The following is a 20,957-nucleotide window of genomic DNA, read 5'->3' as shown; positions in this document are numbered from 1 at the left end:
CTTTAGAGATGCGTCATCAGATACACGACCTGCTGGCCCCGCTGCCGGGGACCGCACGACAGATCCACAGTTTTCACTTTGGCCCAGACAAGGCCCAGGGCAAGATCTACATACAGTCCTCGCTGCACGCCGACGAACTGCCCGGCATGCTCGTGGCCTGGCACCTCAAACAGCGTCTGGCGGAGCTGGAAGCCGCCGGCCGCCTGCGCAGCGAAATCGTGCTGGTGCCGGTAGCCAACCCGGTCGGCCTCGAACAGGTGCTGATGGATGTGCCGCTTGGCCGCTACGAGCTGGAGAGCGGGCAGAATTTCAACCGCTGGTTCGTCGACCTCAGCGAGGAAATCGGCAACGAAATCGAAGCGCAGCTGTGCGACGACCCGCAGCGCAACCTCGAGCTGATCCGTTCCAGCCTGCGCAATGCCCTCGCCCGCCACACCGCCACGACCCAGCTGCAATCCCAGCGCCTGACCCTGCAACGGCTGGCCTGCGATGCGGACATGGTGCTCGACCTGCATTGCGATTTCGAATCCGTGGTTCACCTCTACACCACGCCCGAGGCCTGGCCGCAGGTCGAGCCGCTGGCGCGCTATATCGAATCCCAGGCGAGCCTGCTGGCCACCGACTCCGGCGGACAGTCATTCGATGAGTGCTTCACCCTGCTGTGGTGGCAATTGAAGGAGCGCTTCGGCGAACACTTCGAGATTCCGCTCGGCAGCTTTTCGGTCACCGTCGAGTTGCGCGGTCAGGGGGATGTCACCCATCCGCTGGCCAGTCGCGACTGCCAGGCGCTGATCGATTACCTGATTCATTTCGGCGCCATCGTCGGCGAGCCCAAAGCCTTGCCGGCCCTGCCACATCCCGCCACACCGCTGGCCGGTGTGGAACCGGTGGCCACTCCCGTCGGCGGGCTGCTGGTGTACAGCGCCACACCCGGCCAGCTTCTGGAAGCCGGGCAGAAAATCGCCGAAATCATCGACCCGATCAGCGACCGGGTCACGCCAGTCCATTGCACCGCTTCCGGTCTGCTCTATGCCCGCTCGCTACGGCGCATGGCCACTGCCGGGATGGTGATCGCCCACGTCGCGGGCGCCGAAGCCTATCGCAGCGGCTATCTACTTTCGCCTTGAGGATGCCTGTCCCATGTACAAATTGACCGTTGAAGGCCTGCACAAAAGCTATGGCGACCATCAGGTGCTCAAAGGCGTCTCGCTCAAGGCCAAGACCGGCGACGTGATCAGCCTGATCGGCGCCAGCGGCTCGGGTAAAAGCACCTTTTTGCGCTGCATCAACTTTCTCGAACAACCCAACGACGGCGCGATGAGCCTCGACGGCCAGGCGATCCGCATGGTCACAGACCGCCACGGCATGCACGTGGCCGACGCCGATGAACTGCAACGCCTGCGCACCCGCCTGGCTATGGTATTTCAGCACTTCAACCTGTGGAGCCACATGACCGTGCTGGAAAACATCACCATGGCCCCGCGCCGGGTGCTGGGCTGCAGCAAACAGGAAGCCGACGACCGCGCCCGGCGTTATCTGGAAAAGGTCGGTTTGCCGGCGCGAGTGGCGGATCAATACCCGGCATTCCTTTCCGGCGGCCAGCAGCAACGGGTGGCGATTGCCCGGGCCTTGGCCATGGAGCCGGAAGTCATGCTGTTCGACGAACCGACTTCGGCGCTGGACCCGGAACTGGTCGGCGAAGTGCTCAAGGTGATTCAGGGCCTGGCCGAAGAAGGCCGGACCATGATCATGGTCACCCATGAAATGAGCTTTGCGCGCAAGGTCTCGAGCCAGGTGCTGTTCCTGCATCAGGGACTGGTGGAAGAAGAAGGCGCACCCGAAGAAGTGCTGGGCAATCCGAAAAGCGAACGCCTGAAGCAATTCCTGAGCGGCAATCTCAAGTAAAACTATTGCCCGGCCGGCGCGGTCACTGAAGGAACACCTTCAGAGCACACGTCGCCGGCATGGGCACTTCCACCGACTTCGCCAAACACTGGTTCAGCGCCCGCGACTGGAAGCCGTTCGCCTTTCAAAAACAGGTGTGGGCGGCGGTCAAACGTGGCGAATCCGGCCTGCTGCACGCCAGCACCGGCGCCGGTAAAACCTACGCGGTGTGGTTTGCCGCGCTCAGTCGGTTTGCCCGCTCCAGGCCTGCTGCTGAAACCACCCGTAAACGCAAACCACACGCCGAACCGCTGACTGTCTTGTGGATCACGCCGATGCGGGCGCTGGCCGCCGACACTGCGCGCGCCCTGCAAGCGCCGCTGGACGATCTGCAGATCCCCTGGAGCGTCGGCCTGCGCACCGGCGACACCGGTAGCAGCGAACGCGCCCGGCAGAACCGGCGCCTGCCCACCACGCTGATCACCACCCCGGAAAGCCTGACCCTGATGCTCGCCCGGGCCGACGCGCAAACGGCGCTGTCGACGCTGCGTATGGTCGTGGTGGATGAGTGGCACGAGTTGCTCGGCAACAAGCGCGGCGTGCAATTGCAACTGGCCCTCGCCCGGTTGCGCTGCTGGCATCCGGGGCTGATCGTCTGGGGCGTTTCCGCGACGCTCGGCAATCAGTCCCACGCCGAACAGGTGCTGATCCCACAGGGCGACGGCGTCAGTATTCAGGGGCAAAGCGAAAAGTCGCTCAAGGTCGACACCCTGCTCCCACCGGCGATCGAACGGTTTCCCTGGGCCGGGCATATCGGCTTGAAGATGTTGCCGCAGGTGGTCGCCGAACTGGATGTCTGCGCCAGCAGTCTGGTGTTCACCAACACCCGGGCGCAATCGGAAATCTGGTATCAGGCCTTGCTGGAAGCGCGACCGGACTGGGCCGGATTGATCGCGCTGCACCACAGCTCGCTGTCCCGTGACACCCGCGACTGGGTCGAGCAGGCGCTGAAGAACGGTCAACTCAAAGCCGTGGTCTGCACTTCAAGCCTGGATCTGGGGGTGGATTTCCTGCCGGTGGAGCGGGTGCTGCAGATTGGCTCGGCCAAAGGCGTGGCGCGACTGATGCAGCGTGCCGGGCGTTCGGGGCATGCGCCCGGCAGAACGTCGCGGGTCACCCTGGTGCCGACCCACAGCCTGGAGCTGATCGAAGCCGCGGCCGCTGGCGATGCCGTGGCACAGCGGCGGATCGAACCGCGACTGTCCCCGCACAAACCGCTGGATGTGCTGGTGCAGCATCTGGTCAGCATGGCCCTGGGCGGTGGCTTTGTTCCCGATGATCTGTACGAAGAAGTCCGTGGTGCCTGGGCCTATCGCGACCTGACACCAGCAGACTGGGCCTGGGCGCTGGCGTTCGTACGCCACGGCGGGATGTCGCTGACGGCGTACCCGGATTACCGCCGGGTCGAGCCGGATGAGCACGGGATCTGGCGCGTCCCCGATGCCCGCCTGGCGCGCCGCCATCGCATGAGCATCGGCACCATCGTCAGCGATGCCAGCATTCATCTGAAGTTCTGGAGCAAGGGCGGAGGCGGCAAACAGCTGGGCAGCGTTGAAGAAGGCTTTATCGCTCGCCTCAAACCTGGCGATGGGTTTCTGTTCGCCGGTCGCTTGCTGGAGCTGGTGCGGGTGGAAAACATGACCGCCTATGTCAAACGCAGCACGGCGAAAAAAGCCGCGGTGCCGCGCTGGAATGGCGGGCGCATGCCGCTCTCCAATGAATTGGCCGAAGCCGTGGTCAGCCGCTTCAGCGCGGCGGCACACGGTGAGTTTGCCGGCCCGGAAATGCAGGCCTTGCAGCCATTGCTGGAAACGCAGATGCGCTGGTCGGGCCTGCCGACCGTCAACAACCTGCTGGCCGAAGTGCTGAAATCCCGCGAAGGCTGGCACCTTTTCCTCTACCCGTTTGCCGGACGTCAGGTGCATTTGGGATTGGCCAGTCTGTTGGCGTGGCGGGTCAGTCAGCGCCTGCCTGTGACTTTCTCGATTGCGGTCAACGATTACGGACTGGAATTGCTCAGCGCCACGCCCGTTGACTGGTCTGTGCAACTGGATGGCGCGCTGCTCAGTCCCGAGGATTTATTGAGAGACGTGCTGGCCAGCCTGAACGCGGGGGAACTGGCACTGCGCAGGTTTCGGGAAATCGCGCGGATTGCCGGACTGGTGTTCGTCGGTTACCCCGGCGCGCCGAAAAGCACCCGTCAGGTGCAGGCCTCCAGCGGGCTGTTCTTCGAAGTGTTCAAACAATACGACGCCGACAACCTGCTACTGGCGCAGGCCGGGGAAGAAGTCCTGCGGGAAGAACTGGATATTCGTCGACTGGAACAGACATTGGAGCAGATCAACCGGATGAAGCTGGACATGCATTTGATCAAACGTCCTACACCGCTTGGCTTTCCATTGCTGGTGGAACGCATGCGCGAAAGCATGAGTTCGGAAAAACTCGCCGACCGCATCCGCCGAATGGTCGGCGATCTGGAACAAACTGCCGACAAGGGCCAATCCTGATGAACGCGCCCTACCCGGTGCGTCTGGCAGGCGAAGACCTCTGGCTGTTGCCGGAAAAGGCACTGTACTGGCCGGCGCAACAGGCGCTGCTGATTGCCGATGTGCATTTCGGCAAGGCTGCCGCTTACCGGCGCCTGGGGCAGCCGGTGCCGCAGGGCACGACAGCGAGCAACATCGCCGTGATCGAGCAGTTGCTGGCGAAACTGCCGTGTCGGCAACTGATCTTTCTTGGGGATTTTCTGCACGGGCCCGGTTCGCATGCCCCGGGCACTTTGAGTGCTCTGTCTGAGTGGCGCTCACGCCACGCCGATCTGCCGATCACGCTGATTCGCGGTAATCACGATAAACGCGCCGGTGATCCGCCAGCGACGCTGAACATTCGGGTGGTGCCGGAGCCGATGCTGCTCGGGCCCTTCGCGTTGCAGCACGAACCCGATCCGCACCCGGAACGCCACGTGCTTGCAGGCCACGTTCACCCGGTCTATCGATTGAACGGCAAGGGGCGTCAGCGTTTGCGTCTGGCGTGTTTCAGGCTGGGGGAACGCATCAGCCTGCTGCCGGCGTTTGGCGCCTTCACCGGCGGTTATCCGGTGGAGAAGGAAGACAGCTGTCGGATCTATGTCATTGGCGACAACGAAATATGGCCCGTCGGCTGAAGTCCTGTTCAGGATTCAGCCGACGGGCCATACATTCGATCAAGCGACAGGCGCAGGTGGCGGTTTGTCCGGCAGCGTAGGCTCGCCGGGCTCGGTCGGTTCTTCGTTGGGGGTATCGGGATCGGGCTGGTGAGGAATTCCGCCAGCCATGGCGATGGGCGGGTGTGCCAACAAGGACCAGGCCAATACGCCAATCTGATTGGGCTCGAGCCTTGCCAGTTCGGCAGTGATTTGCGGATCGATCTTCATGGAGCACTCCTCGGCGAAGGCCCGTCCCGCTGTTCGCGAAACGGGCAGTACACCCCATAGAGTGTCTACCCGCCGAAGAATTCCCGGTAACTGCCGGATGGACGGATCAGGTGCGCGGCAGGGTCACGCCACGCTGGCCCTGGTACTTGCCCGCACGATCCTTGTAGGAGACTTCGCATTCCTCGTCGGATTCGAGGAACAGCATCTGCGCCACGCCTTCGTTGGCGTAGATCTTCGCCGGCAGGTTGGTGGTGTTGGAGAACTCCAGGGTCACCTGGCCTTCCCACTCGGGCTCGAGCGGAGTGACGTTGACGATGATGCCGCAGCGAGCGTAAGTGCTCTTGCCCAGGCAGATGGTCAGGACGTTGCGTGGAATACGGAAGTATTCAACGGTCGTGGCCAGGGCGAAGGAGTTTGGCGGAATGATGCAGACGTCGCTGTGGACATCGACGAAGCTGCCAGCGTCGAAGTTTTTCGGATCGACGATGGCCGAATTGATGTTGGTGAACACCTTGAAATGATTGGTGCAACGCACATCGTAGCCGTAGCTCGACACACCGTAGGAGATCACACGGCTGTCGTCGCTGCCACGTACCTGGCGCTCGACGAACGGCTCGATCATGCCGTGTTCCTGCGCCATGCGGCGAATCCACTTGTCCGATTTGATGCTCATGGCGGGTGTCCTGAATAGCGAGGTGGAAAAAATCTGTCCGGCATCTTACCGGGCGCGCCGCCGGGTTCAAAGTCCGGGCTGCAAATCTCGCCGAACGTGCAGGAATTACGCGCCCTGGCGACGAACCGTCACACCGCCGATCCCTAAAACAGAGAAACCTTCGCAAGAAGCATTGGCACGTTCCGGAAAAAGGGTTAAGGTGGCGCCACTGTGCTGCTTGTGTCACTGAGAATCTCTACACGATATGTTGAATTTCGATCCAACCATCTACAAGAATTTTTCCTGCTCTTTGCACTCAGTCTCGGCCAGGGTTCTTCCTGAGTCGCAGTTATCTTTGTTCAAGGAGTTACACCATGTCTAATCGCCAAACCGGTACCGTTAAGTGGTTCAACGATGAAAAAGGCTTCGGCTTCATCACTCCACAATCCGGTGACGACCTGTTCGTTCACTTCAAAGCTATCCAATCCGACGGCTTCAAAAGCCTGAAAGAAGGCCAACAGGTTTCTTTCATCGCTACCCGCGGTCAGAAAGGCATGCAAGCTGAGGAAGTACAAGTTATCTAACTTGTAGCTTCTTTAGTAAAAGGCCCCGCCCTCAAAAGCGGGGCTTTTTTGTGGGCGTCTGTTTTTCCAGGCGCAAAAAAAAGATCGCAGCCTGCGAAGGCTGCGATCTTTTTTGTTGCTTACCAAGCGACGCCGAAGCCGGCGGTGTAGCGGGTCTTGCTCAAGTCCGCATCCTCGGTGCCGCTGATGATGTCGCGCTCAGCCTTGAGGTTGAGGGATGCCCAGTCGGTGACCTTGTAGCGCAGGCCCATTTCCGCATCCAGCGCGTAGTCAGCCACGCCGGACAACGGCTTGCCGACTTCGCCATTGGTGAAGAACTCGACCTTCTTGCCGATCAGGTAGCGGTTGTAGTCCCACTTCATGGCGACTGAATAGAAGTTGTCCTTGCTGCCATCGCGATACTGGTAGTCCGTGCGGTTGAGCAGCGAGCCGAGGGAGAACGCCCCCAGCTCGTCATCCCAGAACTGGTAACCCGGACCGGTACCGACCACGCGCTGGCGCGCCAGCTCTTCGATGTGATCGCGCTTGTAGTTCAGGCGGCCCTGCCAGAACCACTTGTCCGTCAGGAAGCGGTCGAGTGCGTACTCGGCGCGCCAGTTGTCGGTGGTGGTCACGTCGTCCTGCACTTCGCGGTTGTACTCGCCCTCGGCGGTGTGCCGCCAGCGACCATGGCGGGCGGACGTCTTGAAGCCGATGTCGTAGTCGTCGGTGTCCTTTTCCGCACGCTGGTAATCCAGCGCCAGGTCGACATTGCCCTTCCACACCAGATCCTCGACCACCGGTTTGGGCTTGAGAATCTGCTGAATGCTCGCCAGCTCCACGGTTTTCGGCGCTTCGCCGTTGGCAAGGATGACCTTGCCGTCTTCGGCAGCGGTCAGCGACTTGGCCTTCTCGCCGTTGTAGGCGTCCTGCTTGACCAGCAGTTCCTGATCGCTCTCCAGGGTCTTGACCTGCTTCCAGTCGATGGTGACGGCCCCGGCGTACTGGGTCTGGACCAGCAGCTTGCCGCCGTCGAACAGCGTGATTTTACCGCTCAGCTTGTCACCGTTCTTCAACCAGACGGTGTCGGCAAGCAAAGGTGTGGACGCACTGAAGACAGCAAGGCACAGCAGGGTTCTGGACAACATAAGCGAATCGAAGACTCAAGTTTGCGAAAAAAGGGTCGGCATTATCCGTAGGAATAATTCCCTGACAAGGAGTGACCCGGCTAATTCTGTTGAGTTCATTTCTCAATTGCCCCTCCACCGATTACGCTTAAGGGCATAACGCGATCAAGCTCAGGAACCGCGCACGTGACAGACCCGATGCATGCCTGCGAAAACGATCCGCAAATCCGACGCACGGCACTCTATTCCACCCTCGCCCAAGTGCCTGAGGGCAAAGTCGTCAGCTATGGTCAGTTGGCCGAACTGGCGGGATTGGGGCGCGCCGCCCGCTGGGTCGGCCGGACCCTGAGCCAATTGCCCGGCGACACCAAACTGCCCTGGCACCGCGTACTCGGCGCCGGCGGTCGGATCAGCCTGCCGGCGGGCAGCCCGTCCGGGGACGAACAGCGGGCTCGATTGCGCATGGAAGGCATCACCGTCCTGAACAATCGTGTGGATATTCGGCGCCATGGCTGGCGTCCGGTAGAGCACAGCGGTTAGAGTGCGCGCTTTGTTTTCGCAATCTTGAGGCAGACTTCAGCCCATGCCCCGTAAAACCTGGCGCGCCGCGCTCGCCGCCTATGCCAGTCCTTCGACGCTCGTGCTGTTGTTGCTGGGTTTCGCCGCCGGCCTGCCGTACATGCTGGTGTTCTCGACACTTTCGGTCTGGCTGCGTGAAGCCGGTGTGGCCCGCGAGACGATCGGCTACGCCAGCCTGATCGGTCTGGCCTACGCCTTCAAATGGGTCTGGTCGCCCCTGCTCGACCAATGGCGCCTGCCGCTGCTGGGCAAGCTGGGTCGTCGCCGTTCGTGGCTGGTACTTTCACAGACGCTGGTGATCCTCGGTCTGATCGGCATGGGCTTTTGCGACCCGCAAAAACACCTGTCCTGGCTGATCGCTATCGCTGTGGTTGTCGCCTTCGCTTCCGCCACCCAGGATATCGCCGTCGACGCCTATCGACTGGAAATCGCCGAAGACAACCGCCAGGCCGCACTGGCCGCCAGTTACATGTCCGGTTATCGGATCGCCGCCCTGCTCGCGACCGCGGGTGCGCTGTTCTTCGCCGAGGGCTTCGGCTCTACAGGCTTCAAGTACCAGCATTCGGCCTGGACCGGCACCTACGTGCTGTTCGGTGCCCTGATGGTGCCTGCCCTGCTCACCACCCTGCTGATGCGCGAGCCGCCGGTGCCGTTGCGCACCCAGTTGCAGGCGGGGCGTTACACCTTCATGCATCAGTTGATGTCGGTGTTCGTGCTGATCATTTTGCTGGTCTCCGTGCCGGCCATGTTCACCCAGCTCTACAACACCGATTTCGCCAGCGTGCTGTTTGGCGACATGAGCCCGCTGGACCTGCTGCTGGAAGACCGGGCGTTCTTGCGCGCGATTCTCTACACCACGCTGACCTGCCTGTGCCTCTCGGCCATGGGCCGTCGCGGTCTGGCGCCGGTGCTGACACCGGTCAACGACTTCATCCTGCGCTACCGCTGGCAGGCGTTGCTGCTGCTCGGCCTGATCGCCACCTATCGAATGTCCGACACGGTGATGGGCGTGATGGCCAACGTGTTCTACATCGACCAGGGTTTCACCAAGGACCAGATCGCCAGCGTCAGCAAGATCTTCGGTCTGATCATGACCCTCGTCGGCGCCGGCATGGGCGGTCTGCTGATCGTGCGCTTCGGTATCCTGCCGATCCTGTTCATCGGCGGTGCCGCGTCGGCGGGCACCAATCTGCTGTTCCTGATGCTGGCCGACATGGGCCCGAACCTGCAAATGCTGGTGGTGACGATTTCCCTCGACAACTTCAGTTCGGGCCTGGCCACGTCGGCGTTCGTCGCCTACCTGTCGAGCCTGACCAACCTGAAGTTCTCCGCCACCCAGTACGCCCTGCTCAGCTCGATCATGCTCCTGCTGCCACGCCTGATCGGCGGCTACTCCGGGGTGATGGTGGAGAAATTCGGTTATCACAACTTCTTCCTCATCACCGCGCTGCTCGGTGTTCCGACCCTGGTGCTGATCGCCCTGCACTGGTTCCAGGAAAGCCGCCGCGAAGGCCCGACGCCGACCCCGGAACCTGCACCGACCTCCGTCGTGGAAGAATCGTAAGACATCTCGCACCCGGCGAGAGGCTTCGCGCCGGGGTTGCACTTCTGTACGTCGGCGGATCTCGCCGTTACACTGCTCCGTCATTTCCAGTCATAGCAACCGACAACGGCCAACCATGCGCACCAGTCAATTTTTGCTCGCCACACAGAAAGAAACGCCTTCCGACGCGGTCGTGATCAGCCACCAGCTGATGCTGCGCGCCGGCATGATCCGCAAACTCGCCTCGGGCCTGTACACCTGGCTGCCGATGGGCTTGCGAGTGATGCGCAAGGTGGAAGCCATCGTTCGCGAAGAAATGAACGCCGCCGGCTCTCTGGAAGTGTTGATGCCGAGCACCCAACCGGCCGAGCTGTGGCAGGAATCGGGACGCTGGGAAGAATACGGCCCTGAGCTGCTGCGCATCAAAGACCGCCACGGTCGTGATTTCTGCGCGGGCCCGACCCACGAAGAAGTGATCACCGATCTGATGCGCAACGAGTTGAGCAGCTACAAACAGCTGCCGATCAACCTGTACCAGATCCAGACCAAATTCCGTGACGAAATCCGTCCACGCTTCGGCCTGATGCGCGGTCGCGAATTCATCATGAAGGACTCGTACTCCTTCCATGCGGATCAGGCGTCGCTGCAGATCACCTACGACCGCATGCACGAAGCGTACTGCAACATCTTCACCCGCCTGGGCCTGAAGTTCCGTCCGGTGGAAGCCGACAACGGGTCGATCGGCGGCGCCGGCTCCCACGAATTCCACGTGCTGGCCGAGTCCGGCGAAGACGACATCGTCTTCAGCAACGGTTCCGACTACGCGGCGAACATCGAGAAGGCCGAAGCCGTGCCGCGTGAAACCTCGCGCGCCGCGCCAAGCGAAGAGCTGCGCCTGGTCGACACACCAGACACCAAGACCATCGCGGCCCTAGTGGAGAAATTCAATCTGCCGATTGAAAAGACCATCAAGACCCTGATCGTGCACGCGGAAGAAGAAGGCAAGCTGATTGCACTGATCATCCGTGGCGACCACGAGCTGAACGAAATCAAGGCTGCCCAGCAACCTGGTGTTGCCAGCCCGCTGGTCATGGCCTCCGATGCCGAACTGCGTGACGCCATTGGCGCCGGTGCCGGCTCCCTCGGCCCGCTGAACCTGCCGCTGCCAATCATCATCGACCGTTCGGTCGAGCTGATGAGCGACTTCGCCATCGGTGCCAACATCGACGACAAGCACTACTTCGGCGTGAACTGGGAGCGTGACCTGCCGGTTCCGACCGTGGCCGACCTGCGTAACGTTGTAGCTGGTGACCCAAGCCCGGACGGCAAGGGCACCCTGGAAATCAAGCGCGGCATCGAAGTCGGGCACATCTTCCAGCTGGGCAACAAGTACAGCAAGGCGATGAAGTGCGAAGTGCTCGGCGAGAACGGCAAGCCGGTGACCCTGGAAATGGGTTGCTACGGTATCGGTGTTTCCCGCGTGGTGGCTGCCGCCATCGAGCAGAACAACGACGAAAACGGCATCATCTGGAGCGACACCCTGGCGCCGTTCCAGATCGCCCTGGTGCCGCTGCGCTATGAAACCGAGCTGGTGCGCGAAGCCACCGACAAGCTGTACGCGGAACTGACCGCGGCCGGCTTCGAAGTGCTGCTGGACGACCGCGACAAGAAAACCAGCCCGGGCATCAAGTTCGCGGACATGGAGCTGATCGGCATTCCGCACCGGATCGTGGTCAGCGACCGCGGCCTCGCCGAAGGCAACCTGGAATACAAGAGCCGTACCGAAGGCCAGGCGCAAGCGCTGCCGGTTGCCGACGTGCTGTCCTTCCTTCAGGCCCGTATCCGCCGCTGAAACCAGATAGAGACGTCATGTTCAAGCGAAACACCTTAGGCCTCGGTGGTGCCGCCCTGTGCGGCACCCTGCTGGTCAGCGGCTGTGCCAATCACATGTCACAACGCAGCGAGCACGAGGAACGTGTCGAGCGCAAACTGCTCGATCACAGCCTGCAGATCGATGTCGGCGAGCCCAAGGTGCTTGAGCTGCCGCAACGGCGCGTGAAGATCAACGAACAGAAGACTTTCGAAGTCACCGAGTTCGAGGTCACGCGCCATTACGACCGTTACACGCCTTACCAGCCATGGCGGGAAATCTACGAGATTCCGCTGGGCGCGGTGGCGGTGGTCGGCGGCGTCGGCGCCAACGTGGTCAACGTGTTTGCCCTCGGCAATCTGCCCGACAGCGTGACACGGGACTGGCTCAGCTACGGTTTCGCCGGGCTCAACCCGTTCATGAACGTGCAATCGAACGGTCGTGCGCAACAGAACCTGGCCGGCATCGACGAAGTCCAGCGCGACAAGCGCACGGAATATTCGAGCCTGCCCTGGAGCGAGCGCCCGGTTCAGGTCAAAGCCGGCAAACAGACCTTCGACATGACTACCGATCGAAACGGCGTGCTGCGCCTGAACCTGCTGGACAGCCCGTTCGCCGAAAACGACCTCAATCATGTGGGCAAACTGCAGATCAGCGTCGAAGACGGCAAGGATGACGTGCATTCCGATTCGTCCCTGGCGATCAGCACTCACCTGCGCGGCAAGCTGCTGGAAGCTCACGGGCTGATCTACGACGATCTGGAAGACGACGAAGTGAGCCAGTGGGTGCACCGGGTCAAGCGTCTGTCGGAACTGGGTCTGGAAGAAGAAGCCAGTGAGCTGGAACAAAGCCTGATCGAACTGACCCGCAACGATCCCGAGTTGCAGGCCGAATTCCTCAAGTCCCTGACCCGGGATGCGGGGCGTCTGGTGGCGGATCCGGGGCCGAACTGAAACCCCTGAAAAAATGCCCGAACCTGCTTCGGGCATTTTTTTGCTCGTCTATCGCTCAAACAGCTCCATCTGCTCGAACCCGCCGCGTAAATCCTCGAGCCGCACGCCCACTCCCAATAACCGCACCGGTTTGCCACCGCGATTGAACGCCTGCGTCAGCATCAACTGGTAACTGCCCAGATCCCGCCCTGCCCCCGCCTGTTCCAACGTGGTCTGGGTAAAATCGTGAAACTTCACTTTGACGAACGGCTTGCCCGGCCGGTAGCTGCTGTCGATCCGCGCCATGCGGGTTTTCAGGGTTTCCAGCAATTCCGGGAGCTTGTCGAGGCAACTGCGCAGGTCCGGCAGATCGACGTCGTAGGTGTTTTCGACACTGATCGACTGACGGCGACTGTCGTTGTGTACCAACCGCTCATCAATCCCACGGGCCAGACTCCACAAGCGCTCGCCGAAACTGCCGAATTCCCGCACCAGCGCCAGCTTGTCCCACTCGCGCAATTGCATACAGTCATTGATACCGAGCCTGCTCAGCTTGTCGGCGGTGACCTTGCCCACCCCGTGCAACTTGCTCACCGGCAGACCACTGACAAAGTCTTCGACCTGATCCGGGGTGATTACGAACAAGCCGTTGGGCTTTCTCCAGTCGCTGGCGATCTTGGCCAGAAACTTGTTCGGCGCCACGCCGGCGGAGACGGTGATGTGCAATTGATTGGAAACCCGGCGACGAATGTCCTGGGCAATGCGCGTGGCGCTGCCGCCGAAATGCGCGCTGTCCGAGACATCAAGATAGGCCTCGTCCAGGGAAAGCGGCTCGATCAGGTCGGTGTAATCGCTGAAGATCGTGTGTATTTCCTTCGACGCCTCGCGATAGGCGTCCATTCTCGGCTTGACGATGGTCAGGTCCGGGCACAGCTTCAAGGCATGTCCGGACGACATCGCCGAGCGAACGCCGTAAGCCCGCGCCTCATAGTTGCAGGTGGCGATCACCCCTCGCCGGTCCGCCGAGCCACCCACCGCCAATGGCTTGCCGGCGAGGCTCGGGTCATCCCGCATCTCGATGGCGGCGTAGAAACAGTCACAGTCGACGTGGATGATTTTTCGCTGAGTCATGACAGAAAAGGAAACATGGCGAGCCGGACCGGCAGTATCTCACTGACACCTGTATATAGCACCAGTGGTAGGAATGTTCTTTTCAGTTTGTAGGAAACGGACTTTGAATTTATTTTCTCAATCGAAAACCAACCTCCAATAGAGCTGAAACCCTTGCCCTGCCTGACCTGCAGCCCCCGAAAAGACCGTCAGTCAGCGCTAACCGATTGAAGCTGAAGAGGTTTTATCCAAATTGAAGGTTGACACCCCGGCGTTCCTCTGTAGAATGCCGCCACACAGACGCGGGATGGAGCAGTCTGGTAGCTCGTCGGGCTCATAACCCGAAGGTCGTCGGTTCAAATCCGGCTCCCGCAACCAAACATCAGAAAAGGCCAATCGAAAGATTGGCCTTTTTTGTGCGCGTCTGTTTTTTTGGATCCAGCCGCATATTCCGGAAATCGTTCCGATTCCGAAACTTAGCGCTCCCCTGCGACCGTTTGCCGCGATTGCACACTTATTTGACCCTTCTCGGGATTATCGGTTGACACCCCGCCGTTCGCCTGTAGAATGCCGCCACACAGACGCGGGATGGAGCAGTCTGGTAGCTCGTCGGGCTCATAACCCGAAGGTCGTCGGTTCAAATCCGGCTCCCGCAACCAAACATCAAAAAAGGCTACTCGAAAGAGTGGCCTTTTTTGTATCTGTGGAAAAAGTCCTTTCGCAACAATGATCTGTCACTGTGCAGTGAACCGTTCAGGATCTGAAGGCCGGCCGAGTTGCGACTATGCTTCAAGTCGCAGGCAAGGCGCCTGCAATCCAGGAGCTGCCCTCGCCGATACCCGATGAGAGGCGTAGTATTTTGTGATTATTTTTTTCTACAGGGATTGGTAACTTGGCTGGATACCTCCATCCTGTCGCGCACAATCCAAGAGGTGATTGATGCGCGCCAACTCGTCTGATTCACAAGACACCGTCACAGCGAACCCACCGATCAAGCCTGAGCGTCTGCGCCTGCTGGATCGGATCAGCAAATACCGGCAACCGATCGGTCTGGCGGTCACTTTGCTGCTATTCGCCATTGCGCTGATTGCCTGTCGCCATCTGCTCAGCGAACTCGATCTCGACGCCTTGCACGACTCGATTCTCGACGTGCCGAAACCGGCCCTGCTCGGTGCCCTCGGTGCGACGGTCGTCGGCTTCATTATCCTGCTCGGCTATGAATGGTCGGCCAGTCGTTATGCCCGCGTGACGCTGGCGCCGAAAGTGCTGGCACTGGGCGGTTTCACCGCGTTTGCCATCGGCAACGCCATCGGCCTGTCGATGCTGTCCGGTGGCTCGGTGCGATACCGTCTATATGCACGCCATGGCCTGGGCGCTTCCGAAGTCGCGCACATGACCCTGTTCGCCAGCCTGTCGCTGGGCTGCGCCCTGCCGCCGCTGGCCGCGCTTGCGACCCTGAGCAACCTGCCCGCCGCCTCACAGGCACTGGGGCTCTCCGAGACCTTGTTGGGGACGGTTGCCGGCGTGGTGCTGCTGCTCGGCGCGATCCTGGCCATCGGCATCTATCGCCGGCGCCTGCCGGAACAACCTTATCCGGACAACCTGCTGGTCCGGGCCGGTCGTCGCACCCTGCGTCTGCCGGGTCGTCGGCTGACGTTCCTGCAACTGGTCATCACCGCCCTCGACGTGGCTGCCGCTGCGACCGTCCTTTATCTGCTGCTACCGGAAGCGCCGCCCTTCGGTGCGTTCCTGCTGGTTTATCTGCTGGCACTGGCCGCCGGTGTACTCAGTCACGTTCCAGGTGGCGTAGGTGTCTTCGAAGCCATTCTGCTCGCGGCGTTTGCCGACAAACTCGGCGCCGCGCCACTGGCGGCCGCCCTGCTCCTGTATCGCCTGATCTATGTGGTGCTGCCGTTGCTGGTGGCCTGCGTGCTGTTGCTGATCAACGAAGGCCAGCGCCTGTTTCAGTCGCAGACCATGCGTGCGGCTTCCGGTCTGGCAGCACCGATTCTCGCGGTGCTGGTGTTCCTGTCCGGCGTGGTGCTGCTGTTTTCCGGCGCGACGCCAGAGATCGACACCCGTCTGGAACACATCGGTTTTCTGATTCCTCACCGTCTGGTCGACGCCTCGCACTTTGGCGCCAGCCTGATCGGCGTGCTGTGTCTGATGCTCGCTCAGGGCCTGCGTCGCCGGCTGTCGGCGGCGTGGATGCTGACCACCATTCTATTGCTGGTGGGCGCCCTGCTCTCACTGCTCAAGGGTTTCGACTGGGAAGAAGCGACCCTGATGACCCTCACCGCCGCGCTGCTGGGGGTGTTCCGTCGCTCGTTCTACCGCCCGAGCCGCCTGACCGAACTGCCGTTCTCGCCGCTGTATCTGGTGGCCAGTCTGTGCGTACTCGGCGCCTCGACGTGGCTTTTGCTGTTCGCTTATCAGGACGTTCCGTACAGCCATCAACTGTGGTGGCAGTTCACTCTCGACGCCGACGCCCCGCGCGGCCTGCGCTCGCTGCTCGGCGCCGCCGTGTTGCTGCTGGTAATCGCACTGACCTGGCTGCTGCGCACCGCTCGCCCGGTGATCCATCTGCCGACACCGGATGAACTGGAACGCGCCTCGAAGATTCTGATGGCCTCCTCGCAACCGGACGGCGGCCTGGCCCTGACCGGCGACAAGGCGCTGCTGTTTCATCCCAACGACGAAGCCTTCCTGATGTACGCCCGCCGCGGCCGCAGTCTGGTGGCCCTGTACGACCCGATCGGCCCCGGCCAGCAACGGGCCGAGATGATCTGGCAGTTCCGCGACCTGTGCGACATCCATCACGCCCGCCCGGTGTTCTATCAGGTTCGCGCCGAGAACCTGCCGTACTACATGGACATCGGCCTGACCGCGATCAAGCTGGGCGAGGAAGCCCGGGTCGATCTGCATCGCTTTGACCTGGAAGCCAAGGGCAAGGAGATGAAGGACCTGCGCTACACCTGGAACCGTGGCACCCGCGACGGCCTGTCGCTGGAGATCCATGAGCCGGGCCAGGCGCCGATGGATGAGCTCAAGGTGATTTCCGATGCCTGGCTGACCGGCAAGAACGTGCGCGAGAAAGGTTTCTCCCTCGGCCGTTTCAGCGATGATTACCTGAAGCATTTCCGCATTGCGGTGATTCGCTTCGAAGGTCGCCCGGTGGCGTTCGCCAACCTGCTCGAGACCTACAGCCATGACCTGGCCAGTCTCGACCTGATGCGCGCGCACCCGGACGCCCCCAAGCTGACCATGGAATTCATGATGGTCGGTCTGATTCAACACTATAAGAGTCACGGATACGCGCGCTTCAGCCTGGGCATGGTGCCGCTGTCGGGGTTGCAACCCCGGCGCGGTGCACCGCTGACCCAGCGTCTGGGCTCGATGGTTTTCCGCCGTGGTGAGCAGCTGTACAACTTCCAAGGCTTGCGCCGCTTCAAAGACAAGTTCCAGCCTGACTGGGAACCCCGTTATATGGCCGTGCCCGCCGGACTCGATCCGCTGGTGGCGCTGGCCGACACTGCTGCCCTGATCGCGGGCGGCTTGACTGGATTGGTGAAACGCTGATGATTCAACGCTCCCTGAAGTACATCCTGGTCGCACTGCTGGTGCTGGCCGCGATTGCCGGTGGCGGTTTCTGGTACCTCAAACGCCCGGCACCGGAACCGACCCTCGAACAGCTCACCCCGGCCGATGGCGCCGCCATGACCCGGGTCATCCCCGGCACCAAGCCCAAGGCTCAGGTGCTGGTGGCGGTCAACGACGACCAGAAACTCAGCGACAAGCAACTGAGCACCCTGAGCCGCAGCGCTTCGGCGCAGATCGTTCAGGTGATTCTGCCCAAGGACTGCCTGCTGCAAAGCCGCGCCCTGCAAGCCGGCCTGCGTGAACTGAACGGCCCGGCGACCCTGGTCAGCGGCATCGGCCCCGGCGCCGTGCTGGCGTGGCGCTGGCTGTCCGAGCAGAAAGACGACAAGGCTCAAGCCGTATCGGTCGACCTGGCCCTGGAAAAACCCGGCTGCACTCACCTGCTGCCGAAGTCTGCCGCCCACGGCCATTGGCTGGTGGCGTGGAACGACAACCCGGACGACACCAGCGCCGGTTTCGTGCGCGATCAACCGAACGCCGAAACCAGCATCAGCGACTACGACATCAACCTGCCGCAAGTGCTGAACAACGAACTGCGCAAGATCCTCGTCGGCGGCGACAAGGCCAACGGCGGCCTGCAGATCCCGGTGGTGGAAGTCCCGGCCGGCCAGGCCAAGGACACCGTCACCCTGTTCCTCTCGGGTGACGGCGGCTGGCGCGACCTCGACCGCGACGTGGCCGGTGAAATGGCCAAGATCGGTTATCCGGTGGTCGGCATCGACACCCTGCGCTACTACTGGCAGCACAAGAGCCCGGAACAGAGCGCCCTGGACCTGACCGAACTGATGCAGCACTACCGCCAGAAATGGGGCACCAAGCGCTTCATCCTGACCGGCTACTCGTTCGGCGCCGACGTCCTGCCGGCCATCTACAACCGCCTGCCGGAAACCGAGCAGCAACGCGTCGACGCAATCATCCTGCTGGCCTTCGCCCGCACCGGCAGCTTCGAAATCGAAGTCGAAGGCTGGCTCGGCAACGCCGGCAAAGAAGCCGCCACCGGCCCGGAAATGGCCAAGCTGCCACCGGCCAAGGTCGTGTGCATCTACGGTGAAGAAGAAACCGACGAAAGCGGCTGCACCGACAAGACCGCGGTGGGCGAAGCAGTGAAACTGCCTGGTGGTCACCACTTCGACGAGAACTACCCGGCGCTGGCCAAGCGTCTTGTGGACTTGATCGAGAAGCGCCAGAACACGGCGCAGGTGGCGGAAGAGTGATCTGAAGCGCACCAACGAAAAGCCCCCGCAACTTCGCAGTTGCAGGGGCTTTTTCATTTCGAGGACTCCCACGGTAAGCACAGGACTCAGTTAGATGTCAGCGCTTCCTGGCCATACCTCGCCCGCATGTCGTCGTGACTGATCGCTTGAGCCGGATCGAAATTGCTCAATCGCGCCTCGACTGCCGCTTGAACCCGAAGACTCTCGAGTTCATCCAGCCTTTGTTGCTCCGGTAACTCCGTCATGCAAATCGTCCTCGTGCACCGTAATGACTCTATGAGAGGCAGCCTACCAGCTACCAGAGAGGATGGGCGCCTGGAAACGTTTGGACACGGATACAAAAAAGCCCCCGCCAGCCACAAGGCTGACGGGGGCTTTTCAGTTGAGACGGGGTTACATCTCCACCTGCGTCCCCAGCTCAATCACCCTATTCAGCGGCAGATTGAAGAACCGCAGGTTCCCGTTGGCGTTCTTCAACATGAATGCAAACAGCGCTTCACGCCAACGGGCCATGCCTTCGAGTTTCGAGGCGATGACCGTTTCGCGGCTGAGGAAGTAGGTGGTGCGCATCGGGCTGAAGTCGAGGTCGTCCAGATGGCATAGTTTCAGTGCCTGCGGCACGTCCGGTTCGTCGGTGAAGCCGAAGTGCAGGATCACCCGGAAGAAGCCTTCGCCGTGTGCTTCGACTTCGAAGCGCCGCGATGGCGGAACGCGCGGGATGTCTTCGTAAACGACAGTCAGCAGCACCACTTGCTCATGCAGCACCTGGTTGTGCAACAGGTTGTGCAACAACGCGTGCGGCACCGCGTCGGAGCGGGCGGTGAGGAACACGGCTGTACCCTGCACACGGTGCGGCGGCTGGACGCGGATGCTGCTGATGAAGATCGGCAGGGGCAGCGCGCCTTCGTCGAGGCGTTCGACCAGCAGTTGCTTGCCGCGCTTCCAGGTGGTCATCAGCACGAACAGCGCGATACCGGCGATTACCGGGAAGGCACCGCCCTGGACGATCTTCGGCACGTTGGCGGCGAAGTACAGGCCGTCCACCAGCAGGAAGCCGAGCAGCACCGGCACCGCCAGAATCGGTGGCCATTTCCACAGCAGCAGCATGACTGCCGAGACTAGAATCGTGGTCATCAGCATCGTGCCGGTCACCGCCACGCCGTAGGCCGAAGCCAGGGCGCCGGAGGATTCGAAGCCGATCACCAGCAACACCACGCCGACCATCAGCGACCAGTTCACGGCACCGATGTAGATCTGGCCCTGCTCGTCGCTGGAGGTGTGCTGGATGTACATGCGCGGAATGTAACCGAGCTGGATCGCCTGACGGGTCAGGGAGAACGCGCCGGAAATCACCGCCTGAGAGGCAATCACCGTGGCCAGGGTCGACAGGCCGACCAGCGGAATCAAAGCCCAGCTTGGGGCCAGCAGGTAGAACGGGTTGCGCGCCGCTTCGGGGTTGTCCAGCAGCAAGGCGCCCTGACCGAAGTAGTTCAGCACCAGCGCCGGCAGCACCAGCAGGAACCACGCACGGGCAATCGGCTTGCGACCGAAGTGGCCCATGTCGGCGTACAGCGCTTCGGCACCGGTCAGCGCCAGCACCACGGCGCCGAGGATGGCCACACCCATGCCAGGGTGGACGGTAAAGAACCGCACCGCCCACGCCGGATTCATCGCGTGCAGCACTTCGGGAGTGTGGCTGATCCCGTACACGCCGAGCGCGCCGAGGACCAGGAACCAGGTGACCATGATCGGCCCGAACAGAATGCCGATCCGTGCTGTGCCATGGCTCTGGATCAGAAACAACCCGACCAGCACCACCAACGACAACGGCACGACCCAATGGTCGATCCCGTCAAATGCCAGGCCCAGACCTTCAATGGCCGAAAGCACGGAAATCGCCGGGGTGATCATGCTGTCGCCATAGAACAGCGCCGCGCCGATCAGCCCGCAGACCACCAGCAACGTACGCAACCGCTTGCGCCCCGCCGCCGCCCGACGGGCCAGCGCGGTGAGCGCCATGATCCCGCCTTCGCCCTGGTTGTCGGCGCGCAGGACGAACATCATGTACTTGATTGAAACGACCCAGATCAGCGACCAGAAAATCAGCGACAGAATGCCGAGCACTCCGTCGTGATTGACAGGCACGCCGTAAGCGCCGGAAAACACTTCTTTGAGGGTGTACAACGGGCTCGTGCCGATGTCGCCGTAAACTACCCCGACCGCCGCGACCAGCATGCTCAGCGGCTTGGTGGCCGAACCTTCGGCGCCTGCCGCGTGACTACTTGCCTGACCCATCCAACACTCCTGATTCCCAGACCGGCTTCTTAGATGAAGCACTATGCTTTGTGTGC

Annotated in this window: 17 protein-coding genes and 2 tRNA genes; 13 read left to right on the top strand and 6 right to left on the bottom strand. The window is 61.6% G+C overall.

Going from position 1 to position 20,957, the window contains the following annotated elements; all coding sequences use genetic code 11:
* Positions 1-8: 8 nt before the first annotated feature.
* From L6D82_RS04115 to pdeM, 4 genes are read left to right on the top strand one after another with little or no spacing between them, the layout of a single operon-like run.
* Positions 9-1,127 carry a succinylglutamate desuccinylase/aspartoacylase family protein gene (locus L6D82_RS04115; RefSeq protein WP_236188166.1) on the top strand — a complete coding sequence of 373 codons (1,119 nt, stop codon included), beginning with the start codon at positions 9-11 and terminating at the stop codon, positions 1,125-1,127.
* A gap of 13 nt (positions 1,128-1,140) precedes the next feature.
* Positions 1,141-1,905: an ABC transporter ATP-binding protein gene (locus L6D82_RS04110; protein WP_007954993.1), complete on the top strand. Its 765-nt coding sequence runs from the start codon at positions 1,141-1,143 to the stop codon at positions 1,903-1,905.
* A gap of 59 nt (positions 1,906-1,964) precedes the next feature.
* A complete protein-coding gene (locus tag L6D82_RS04105) occupies positions 1,965-4,451 on the top strand; it encodes a ligase-associated DNA damage response DEXH box helicase (protein ID WP_236188164.1) in 2,487 nt (828 codons plus the stop codon).
* Positions 4,451-5,107, top strand: coding sequence for a ligase-associated DNA damage response endonuclease PdeM (gene pdeM, locus L6D82_RS04100; protein WP_236188163.1), 657 nt, complete (start codon positions 4,451-4,453; stop codon positions 5,105-5,107). Before L6D82_RS04105 ends, pdeM begins: the two co-directional genes overlap by 1 nt.
* A 39-nt stretch (positions 5,108-5,146) precedes the next feature.
* Here pdeM and L6D82_RS04095 read toward each other — a convergent pair whose 3' ends face one another.
* Complete coding sequence (locus L6D82_RS04095; protein WP_085605329.1) at positions 5,147-5,356, bottom strand: hypothetical protein; 210 nt, start codon at positions 5,354-5,356, stop codon at positions 5,147-5,149.
* 106 nt (positions 5,357-5,462) lie between these two features.
* Entirely contained in the window at positions 5,463-6,029 is a 567-nt protein-coding gene (gene dcd, locus L6D82_RS04090) for a dCTP deaminase (RefSeq protein WP_007954988.1), read from the bottom strand.
* A gap of 353 nt (positions 6,030-6,382) precedes the next feature.
* Here dcd and L6D82_RS04085 point away from each other — a divergent pair, with 353 nt between their 5' ends.
* On the top strand, positions 6,383-6,592 hold the full coding sequence (locus L6D82_RS04085; RefSeq protein WP_002554837.1) for a cold-shock protein: 210 nt from the start codon (positions 6,383-6,385) through the stop codon (positions 6,590-6,592).
* 119 nt (positions 6,593-6,711) lie between these two features.
* On the opposite strand, the gene L6D82_RS04080 is transcribed toward L6D82_RS04085, so the two are convergent.
* Positions 6,712-7,719, bottom strand: a complete 1,008-nt coding sequence (locus L6D82_RS04080; RefSeq protein WP_085748169.1) for a DUF481 domain-containing protein — start codon at positions 7,717-7,719, stop codon at positions 6,712-6,714.
* A gap of 177 nt (positions 7,720-7,896) precedes the next feature.
* Between L6D82_RS04080 and L6D82_RS04075 the strand changes: the two genes are divergently transcribed.
* The 4 genes from L6D82_RS04075 to L6D82_RS04060 all read left to right on the top strand — a co-directional run bounded on the left by L6D82_RS04075 (position 7,897) and on the right by L6D82_RS04060 (position 12,643).
* Positions 7,897-8,238 (top strand): MGMT family protein, encoded by a 342-nt coding sequence (locus L6D82_RS04075; protein ID WP_011332761.1) that lies wholly within the window; start codon positions 7,897-7,899, stop codon positions 8,236-8,238.
* Positions 8,239-8,281: 43 nt separating this feature from the next.
* Positions 8,282-9,841, top strand: a complete 1,560-nt coding sequence (locus tag L6D82_RS04070; RefSeq protein WP_085748168.1) for an AmpG family muropeptide MFS transporter — start codon at positions 8,282-8,284, stop codon at positions 9,839-9,841.
* 115 nt (positions 9,842-9,956) lie between these two features.
* The gene (locus tag L6D82_RS04065; protein ID WP_085748167.1) at positions 9,957-11,672 is read left to right on the top strand and encodes a proline--tRNA ligase; all 1,716 of its coding nucleotides are present in this window, start codon (positions 9,957-9,959) and stop codon (positions 11,670-11,672) included.
* A gap of 17 nt (positions 11,673-11,689) precedes the next feature.
* Positions 11,690-12,643 (top strand): hypothetical protein, encoded by a 954-nt coding sequence (locus L6D82_RS04060; RefSeq protein ID WP_102686589.1) that lies wholly within the window; start codon positions 11,690-11,692, stop codon positions 12,641-12,643.
* Positions 12,644-12,691: 48 nt separating this feature from the next.
* On the opposite strand, the gene dinB is transcribed toward L6D82_RS04060, so the two are convergent.
* Positions 12,692-13,753 (bottom strand): DNA polymerase IV, encoded by a 1,062-nt coding sequence (gene dinB, locus L6D82_RS04055; RefSeq protein WP_102686588.1) that lies wholly within the window; start codon positions 13,751-13,753, stop codon positions 12,692-12,694.
* Between the two features lie 280 nt (positions 13,754-14,033).
* Between dinB and L6D82_RS04050 the strand changes: the two genes are divergently transcribed.
* The 4 genes from L6D82_RS04050 (at position 14,034) to L6D82_RS04035 (ending at position 18,606) form a co-directional block, all read left to right on the top strand.
* A tRNA-Met gene (locus L6D82_RS04050) sits at positions 14,034-14,110 on the top strand.
* A gap of 204 nt (positions 14,111-14,314) precedes the next feature.
* Positions 14,315-14,391, top strand: a tRNA-Met gene (locus L6D82_RS04045).
* Between the two features lie 280 nt (positions 14,392-14,671).
* Positions 14,672-17,311, top strand: coding sequence for a bifunctional lysylphosphatidylglycerol flippase/synthetase MprF (gene mprF, locus L6D82_RS04040; protein WP_102686587.1), 2,640 nt, complete (start codon positions 14,672-14,674; stop codon positions 17,309-17,311).
* The gene (locus tag L6D82_RS04035) at positions 17,311-18,606 is read left to right on the top strand and encodes a virulence factor family protein (protein ID WP_102717227.1); all 1,296 of its coding nucleotides are present in this window, start codon (positions 17,311-17,313) and stop codon (positions 18,604-18,606) included. The genes mprF and L6D82_RS04035 overlap by 1 nt, the downstream gene beginning before the upstream one ends.
* Before the next feature lie 86 nt (positions 18,607-18,692).
* Here the strand turns inward: L6D82_RS04035 and L6D82_RS04030 are convergent, their stop codons facing one another.
* The gene (locus L6D82_RS04030) at positions 18,693-18,851 is read right to left on the bottom strand and encodes a hypothetical protein (RefSeq protein ID WP_236188159.1); all 159 of its coding nucleotides are present in this window, start codon (positions 18,849-18,851) and stop codon (positions 18,693-18,695) included.
* Positions 18,852-18,999: 148 nt separating this feature from the next.
* Positions 19,000-20,841 (bottom strand): potassium transporter Kup, encoded by a 1,842-nt coding sequence (locus L6D82_RS04025; protein WP_373870896.1) that lies wholly within the window; start codon positions 20,839-20,841, stop codon positions 19,000-19,002.
* Positions 20,842-20,957: the final 116 nt, after the last annotated feature.

Source organism: Pseudomonas paraglycinae (assembly GCF_021601625.1).
GTDB lineage: Bacteria > Pseudomonadota > Gammaproteobacteria > Pseudomonadales > Pseudomonadaceae > Aquipseudomonas > Aquipseudomonas paraglycinae.
This window is presented reverse-complemented; position numbering and strand designations above follow the sequence as displayed.

What these genes read in the sequence shown, in the direction of transcription:
- L6D82_RS04115 (WP_236188166.1), top strand. Translation starts at nt 9, where the DNA reads ATGCGTCATCAGATACACGACCTGCTGGCCCCGCTGCCGGGGACCGCA.
- L6D82_RS04110 (WP_007954993.1), top strand. Translation starts at nt 1,141, where the DNA reads ATGTACAAATTGACCGTTGAAGGCCTGCACAAAAGCTATGGCGACCAT.
- L6D82_RS04105 (WP_236188164.1), top strand. Translation starts at nt 1,965, where the DNA reads ATGGGCACTTCCACCGACTTCGCCAAACACTGGTTCAGCGCCCGCGAC.
- pdeM (WP_236188163.1), top strand. Translation starts at nt 4,451, where the DNA reads ATGAACGCGCCCTACCCGGTGCGTCTGGCAGGCGAAGACCTCTGGCTG.
- L6D82_RS04095 (WP_085605329.1), bottom strand. Translation starts at nt 5,356, where the DNA reads ATGAAGATCGATCCGCAAATCACTGCCGAACTGGCAAGGCTCGAGCCC.
- dcd (WP_007954988.1), bottom strand. Translation starts at nt 6,029, where the DNA reads ATGAGCATCAAATCGGACAAGTGGATTCGCCGCATGGCGCAGGAACAC.
- L6D82_RS04085 (WP_002554837.1), top strand. Translation starts at nt 6,383, where the DNA reads ATGTCTAATCGCCAAACCGGTACCGTTAAGTGGTTCAACGATGAAAAA.
- L6D82_RS04080 (WP_085748169.1), bottom strand. Translation starts at nt 7,719, where the DNA reads ATGTTGTCCAGAACCCTGCTGTGCCTTGCTGTCTTCAGTGCGTCCACA.
- L6D82_RS04075 (WP_011332761.1), top strand. Translation starts at nt 7,897, where the DNA reads ATGCATGCCTGCGAAAACGATCCGCAAATCCGACGCACGGCACTCTAT.
- L6D82_RS04070 (WP_085748168.1), top strand. Translation starts at nt 8,282, where the DNA reads ATGCCCCGTAAAACCTGGCGCGCCGCGCTCGCCGCCTATGCCAGTCCT.
- L6D82_RS04065 (WP_085748167.1), top strand. Translation starts at nt 9,957, where the DNA reads ATGCGCACCAGTCAATTTTTGCTCGCCACACAGAAAGAAACGCCTTCC.
- L6D82_RS04060 (WP_102686589.1), top strand. Translation starts at nt 11,690, where the DNA reads ATGTTCAAGCGAAACACCTTAGGCCTCGGTGGTGCCGCCCTGTGCGGC.
- dinB (WP_102686588.1), bottom strand. Translation starts at nt 13,753, where the DNA reads ATGACTCAGCGAAAAATCATCCACGTCGACTGTGACTGTTTCTACGCC.
- mprF (WP_102686587.1), top strand. Translation starts at nt 14,672, where the DNA reads ATGCGCGCCAACTCGTCTGATTCACAAGACACCGTCACAGCGAACCCA.
- L6D82_RS04035 (WP_102717227.1), top strand. Translation starts at nt 17,311, where the DNA reads ATGATTCAACGCTCCCTGAAGTACATCCTGGTCGCACTGCTGGTGCTG.
- L6D82_RS04030 (WP_236188159.1), bottom strand. Translation starts at nt 18,851, where the DNA reads ATGACGGAGTTACCGGAGCAACAAAGGCTGGATGAACTCGAGAGTCTT.
- L6D82_RS04025 (WP_373870896.1), bottom strand. Translation starts at nt 20,841, where the DNA reads ATGCTGGTCGCGGCGGTCGGGGTAGTTTACGGCGACATCGGCACGAGC.